The organism is uncultured Clostridium sp., from assembly GCF_963515715.1.
GTDB lineage: Bacteria > Bacillota > Clostridia > Clostridiales > Clostridiaceae > Clostridium_AW.
Window position 1 is genome coordinate 1 of record NZ_CAUPZS010000055.1, and the last position, 5,269, is coordinate 5,269.

Genomic DNA, 5,269 nt, shown 5'->3' on the forward strand with positions numbered 1-5,269 from the left:
GTAAAGTTGAACGTAAGAAACCAGGTCTTAAGAAAGCTCGTAAAGCATCACAATTCTCAAAACGTTAATCAATACGATTATATCAACGTTTCAAAGCACTTTGCAAAAATTTTGCAAAGTGCTTTTTTGTCGATTTTTGAGCTCAAATAGCTTTGTGATAACCTTCTGATAACCTCTTCTAAATTTTTAAAATCATGATTTATTTTGCTTTATTGAGATAGTCTGCAAATTTGTCAATAGAGTTTTTCTCACCAGTTTTTGTGGTGTGAGTATAGACATCTAATGTCACCTGACTGCTTGCATGACCGAGACGTTTTGATGTATTAGAAGGATCGATTCCAATTTCAGACATAAGTGTTGCATGTGTATGTCTAAACCCATGTGGGCTAATTGGTTTTAATTTATGCTTTTTAATAATTCGATTCAGTACGTTATTAATGTAATCAGCATGCAAAGGTTCAATTTTGTCATTACTTGATATGTAAGAGAACATATATTCATCACTAATATTCAGCTTTGTAAGAGGAAGCTGAGATTGTTCTTTCAGATAGAAATTTCTCCATTGCTTAATAATATCGATTGTCTCATCATCAAGATAGATTGTACGAACTGAAGATTCATTCTTTGTGCTCTTTTCAATCGCTTTACCGTCAATTCTTCCTAGACTTTTATCTATGTTCAATAGATTGCTGTCAAAGTTAATATCAGCCCATTTTAAAGCGTATAACTCCCCTTTTCGTAGTCCACTAAATGCAAGCAGTCTAAATAAAGCAAAATGTTTAAATGGCTCAGTTTCTTTCACTATATCAAGGAAATGATGTAATTCCTCCAGTGACCAAAAATTATCTGATCTAGTTTTTTTGATTTTAGGCATGATAACATTCTTCATTGGATTTCGATCAATGTAGTTCATGTTGATTGCAAAATCAAAAATTTTTGAGGTATAGGATTTTATCTGTTTGATATTTTTGAAAGTCTGAGATTTTTGTGTAATAAAGTTTTGACAGTCTAAAGGACTGATTTGGTCAATAAATTTATCGCCAAATATTGGTAGAATATGTATTCGATAGATATTCTTAGTTTGGGAAGAAGTTGTTTCTTCAACGGTACCAACATAGGCATTAAACCATTCTTGATAAAGTTCTTTATAAGTGACTTTGGGGTTAGGTTTGTCGGTACTTACTGTGGGGGCAACGACACCAGCTTCTAAACGAGCTTCGTACAATTTTGCCTCTTTTTTGGTTTTGAACCCTCTCTTTAAGTGCCTTTTTTTCTTTCCATAAGCATCTAAGCCAATGTAAAAGCTGACATAGTATAGGATTCCTTTTTTTGTTTTGTATTTGTGTATAGACATTTTTTCTCCGTATCTAAGTTTTCGGAGCTTATGTAATTGAGAAATGAGTGTCTATCTATTTTTTCTATCTTCTTGGCGGATAGCGTATTCGTCTGTTTTAATCCAGCTCTGCCAAACTTTAGAATCTTTATTTTGGTGATTCATATAATCTATAAACTCAGACATAAAACGTTTGTTTTTCTCAGCTAGATATTCTGAGAATATATGACGAAATTCATCTGAAAAACTATCATCAAGTGGTAGTGTTAATGCCCTTTCGCCAAATTCGATGCTCTTCTTTAACTTCTCCATATCGCTTTTAAAAGGTGTCACAGAACCAATTTTAGATGTTTTGAAACTATCTGTAACAATTTTAAGATTTGATGGAGCGTGTGGGTTGCTATCAAGTCCCATAATGTAAGCGACGGAAACATTAAAGTATTTTGCCAATTTTTCAGCATTATCTTTTTTAGGTTTGCGGATTCCTTGATTGTATCCAGAAAGTGTAGGATAGGCTATATTTGTAGCTTCGCTAATTTCTGTCAATTTTTTTCCGCTATTTTCTATCAGTTTAGTAATATGATTCGTCATAAGAACCTCCTTTTTATCATTATAACACATTTTATTCTTTTTGAATAAAAAAGCTTGACAAAAATTCAAAAAGGATATATAATTCAAAATGAATAACAAATTAAATGGTTTCGGAGCTTATTTAATTTAGAAATGAGGTGTGAATTTATGTCGGAAACTACTTTAGTTGTCCAGCTTCCTAAAGAATTAGAGAAGCAATTACGTGCTCACTATGATGAGATGATTTCAAATGCTGTAGCAAGAGTATTTGAAGATAAAGAACTTTATAAACCTATGGTTCGTATGTCAGGTTTGTCTAGGTGGTTAGATGTATCTACGACAACAATCCAAAAATGGACGAAAGAAGGAATGCCAACCATGGTGATTGATGGAGTGACTTTATACGATAAAAGAGCAGTAACACGATGGTTGAAGCAATATGAAAGATAGGTACTCGTATGAATGGTGTTCAGTGGATCAAGATAACAACAGATATATTTGATGATGAAAAAATTCAGCTAATAGAATCAATGCCAGAAGGAGATACTCTTATTGTAATATGGTTTAAAATTCTGGTGCTTGCAGGAAAGCAAAATAATAGTGGCATATTAAGTCTAGGGAACAAGGTTTATTACACAGAAGAGATGCTTTCAACAGTGTTTAGACGAAAGGCTACATCTGTAAAATTAGCTCTCAGTATGTTTGAAGAATTTGGCATGATAGAAATCATAGATGGCGCTATTACCATTCCAAAATGGGAGAAACATCAGAATATAGATGGACTAGAAAAGATTAGAAAACAAACTAGGGAACGTGTTGCTCGTCATAGACAAAAACAAAAAGCACTAATTACAGGCGAGCCACAACTCGTTTTAGACTGTAACGTTACAGTAACGGATGAAAATGATAATGTAACGCAAGAGATTAAGAACAAGAGTAAGAATAAGAAAGAGATTGAGAATATACTGGATAATAGTTCTAGAAAGCCTGAAACTTATATTCCACCCAAATATTATTCTTTGTTAGAATCCATTTCTTATAAGTACAATGATAGATTTTTGTATCCTAACAATTACACTTTAACACATGCTCAGAAGATGAAGATAGGCGAGTATTTGGCTAGTGGGTATGTAACTAGTGATGAAGTCATTAGCATGATTGAACGGATTCCTGAGGATGCGACGTCTCCTTTGGCGTATTTATTTAAGTCTATGGAGAATTTAAAGCAGGAACGTATGCTGGAGTGCAAAGCTATTGCCCATGAAAATGCCCGAAAGAAGTATATGATAAATGAGTAGATATAGGACTGTTCTAAAGAAATGTTATATCACTGAAGAGCAGAATGAAATAGTGAATAACTTGATTGAAATGACAAATCATCTAAGTTTTTCCTCTTATGCCAGAAAAATGTTATTTAAGAGCTCGCCTATTTATCTTCAATTTGATTTTGAATCTTATCATGACTTTATATTTCAAGTTAGAAGAATTATCAATAACTTACGTCAGTTAGAAAGAATAGCAGAACAAAGTGAGGATTTGGATAATGTAAGGATATTTCACTACTGCGTTGAGCTGATGATAGAATATGAAAAGAAGACAAGTAAACAAGTGAAAGAACTTGTAAAACGACTAAATAAGAAAACGAGGTGATAGGACCATGAGAATAAAATCTGTGTTGAAACAGGTGTTTTTGACGGAAGAAGAAAATAAAAAATTAAATGATTGTATGAGGAAGGAAAATATTCGTAATTTTTCTGAGTTTGCTAGACAAAAATTAATACGAACAGATTTGAACATCCAAAAAGTCTCTTTTGAAGGTTTAGTTCCTTTAACAGAAGAGTTGGAACAAGTCGGAAAGAATATCAATTCTATAGCCCGTCTTGCAACTGTAGTTGGGAGAATAAGCTATGAAAACAAAATGGATATGTCTATTTTGATGCAAAAAATAGTTGATGTGATGGAGGAAAAAGATGTTTATTTTCAAAAGTAATATGGATAAGGATTTTGATCAGATATGTGAATACATATTGAAATTAAAGCGAGCAGAATTATTTCTTCATGGAATTAAACAACAAGATAAAACGAAGGCTCGTTTGTATCATGCGATGCTGGAATACTACGATGCTAACCATAAAAAAGAAAGCCATATGAGAATTTTAAAATAAGAAAGCGCTGTTAAATTTAACAGCGTTTTCTTATATATCTTCTTAAAAAAATTGTACACACAAAGTACAGCTAAAGTGATTTTTTTGATCATTTTATCGAAGGGGAGAGATTTCTCATATTATGACTTTGCGAGCTCAGAGTCTGTATACACACACTCCCAAAATCATCCCAAAATTTGTATACACAAAGTGTATGTACTTTTTGGGATGATTTGAATTTTGGGGAATCCCCAAACCCCTGATGAATTATACGAGCAAAAAAATTTGGGAGTAAGTTTTAGAAAGAACTATTCTAAAGTATTTAAAATCTGACTTTAAGTAAATTTTTTATTATGTGACTATTAGCCTGTCTCACTCCGCTAGGTGCGAGACAAAAAAATACCCGCTATGCGGGTGTGTACTGACCCCCAAAAGTTAGACAGAAAAAATCTAACTTTTGGGGTCAGTACAAAAGCGTTTTTATTGTATAAAGAATATCAAATAGTTTGAGGGTTTTACTTGTCGCTGTATTTCTTCACTATCCTTTTTGTAATACTCCTGCTTTGTTCCTGAAATATCTACAGTGAATACGTCATCCTTGAAGGTATAATTCTCTTTTCGTTTTATGATATTAGAGCCAGTCAGTTCGATTGTTGAACTGTCTTTATCAATTGTAAAGGTGTCGGCCTCTCCTTTGTTGCTATTTCCTTTGTTACCTGAAATGGTAAAGGCAACTTCATTTCTACTCTCGTTTATTCAACGGTATTCGCCATCTAAAGAATTGCTTGATTGGTTAGAACATGCAATTAATAAAATTGTAGATAGAGACACTAAAAGTAATGTGATAAATCTTTTCATTTACATACTTTTTATTTCTATATTATATTAAAGAAACATTACATAAGTAAGACAGTAATTTTTTAGGTTGATCTCTTTCTTTCGGGAAAATCATTATTTTTCGGAAAGTCAAGATTTTGTTATTATTTATGATATACTGGTACCGTAATTATATCCTTACAGAGGTTAAGTAAGGGTTTCAGTACACGTCAATAGATGTCAAAATATTGATTTTAAGCGATTTTTGATTTTTTGAAACTCATTATATCGCACTACAAATCAATAAAAACTCTACCTTTTACTCTACCTTTTTTAGATAAATATATCATCTGGATATTGAAGTTAAGCCCTGCTATCATTTCGATGGCAGGGCTTTTTAATATTT

8 protein-coding genes are annotated in these 5,269 nt (G+C 32.5%); 6 read left to right on the forward strand and 2 right to left on the reverse strand.

The window, feature by feature from the left end; genetic code table 11:
- On the forward strand, positions 1 to 68 hold a 68-nt coding region (gene rpsI, locus RYO54_RS20055; protein ID WP_314831076.1), incomplete at its 5' end, for a 30S ribosomal protein S9.
- A gap of 131 nt (positions 69 to 199) precedes the next feature.
- On the opposite strand, the gene RYO54_RS20060 is transcribed toward rpsI, so the two are convergent.
- Both RYO54_RS20060 and RYO54_RS20065 read right to left on the reverse strand, forming a co-directional pair.
- Positions 200 to 1,354: a site-specific integrase gene (locus tag RYO54_RS20060; protein ID WP_000022152.1), complete on the reverse strand. Its 1,155-nt coding sequence runs from the start codon at positions 1,352 to 1,354 to the stop codon at positions 200 to 202.
- Positions 1,355 to 1,405: 51 nt separating this feature from the next.
- Complete coding sequence (locus RYO54_RS20065; RefSeq protein ID WP_000181350.1) at positions 1,406 to 1,924, reverse strand: helix-turn-helix transcriptional regulator; 519 nt, start codon at positions 1,922 to 1,924, stop codon at positions 1,406 to 1,408.
- Positions 1,925 to 2,071: 147 nt separating this feature from the next.
- Between RYO54_RS20065 and RYO54_RS20070 the strand changes: the two genes are divergently transcribed.
- The 5 genes from RYO54_RS20070 to RYO54_RS20090 are packed head-to-tail and all read left to right on the forward strand — an operon-like array spanning position 2,072 to position 4,068.
- Positions 2,072 to 2,353 (forward strand): hypothetical protein, encoded by a 282-nt coding sequence (locus tag RYO54_RS20070; RefSeq protein WP_000005472.1) that lies wholly within the window; start codon positions 2,072 to 2,074, stop codon positions 2,351 to 2,353.
- Positions 2,354 to 2,361: 8 nt separating this feature from the next.
- Positions 2,362 to 3,201 (forward strand): phage replisome organizer N-terminal domain-containing protein, encoded by an 840-nt coding sequence (locus RYO54_RS20075; protein WP_001014727.1) that lies wholly within the window; start codon positions 2,362 to 2,364, stop codon positions 3,199 to 3,201.
- On the forward strand, positions 3,194 to 3,553 hold the full coding sequence (locus RYO54_RS20080; RefSeq protein WP_000092745.1) for a hypothetical protein: 360 nt from the start codon (positions 3,194 to 3,196) through the stop codon (positions 3,551 to 3,553). Before RYO54_RS20075 ends, RYO54_RS20080 begins: the two co-directional genes overlap by 8 nt.
- 7 nt (positions 3,554 to 3,560) lie before the next feature.
- On the forward strand, positions 3,561 to 3,893 hold the full coding sequence (locus tag RYO54_RS20085; protein ID WP_001220782.1) for a hypothetical protein: 333 nt from the start codon (positions 3,561 to 3,563) through the stop codon (positions 3,891 to 3,893).
- 1 nt (position 3,894) lies between these two features.
- Positions 3,895 to 4,068: a hypothetical protein gene (locus RYO54_RS20090; RefSeq protein ID WP_315122466.1), complete on the forward strand. Its 174-nt coding sequence runs from the start codon at positions 3,895 to 3,897 to the stop codon at positions 4,066 to 4,068.
- Positions 4,069 to 5,269: the final 1,201 nt, after the last annotated feature.

What these genes read in the sequence shown, in the direction of transcription:
- RYO54_RS20060 (WP_000022152.1), bottom strand. Translation starts at nt 1,354, where the DNA reads ATGTCTATACACAAATACAAAACAAAAAAAGGAATCCTATACTATGTC.
- RYO54_RS20065 (WP_000181350.1), bottom strand. Translation starts at nt 1,924, where the DNA reads ATGACGAATCATATTACTAAACTGATAGAAAATAGCGGAAAAAAATTG.
- RYO54_RS20070 (WP_000005472.1), top strand. Translation starts at nt 2,072, where the DNA reads ATGTCGGAAACTACTTTAGTTGTCCAGCTTCCTAAAGAATTAGAGAAG.
- RYO54_RS20075 (WP_001014727.1), top strand. Translation starts at nt 2,362, where the DNA reads ATGAATGGTGTTCAGTGGATCAAGATAACAACAGATATATTTGATGAT.
- RYO54_RS20080 (WP_000092745.1), top strand. Translation starts at nt 3,194, where the DNA reads ATGAGTAGATATAGGACTGTTCTAAAGAAATGTTATATCACTGAAGAG.
- RYO54_RS20085 (WP_001220782.1), top strand. Translation starts at nt 3,561, where the DNA reads ATGAGAATAAAATCTGTGTTGAAACAGGTGTTTTTGACGGAAGAAGAA.
- RYO54_RS20090 (WP_315122466.1), top strand. Translation starts at nt 3,895, where the DNA reads ATGGATAAGGATTTTGATCAGATATGTGAATACATATTGAAATTAAAG.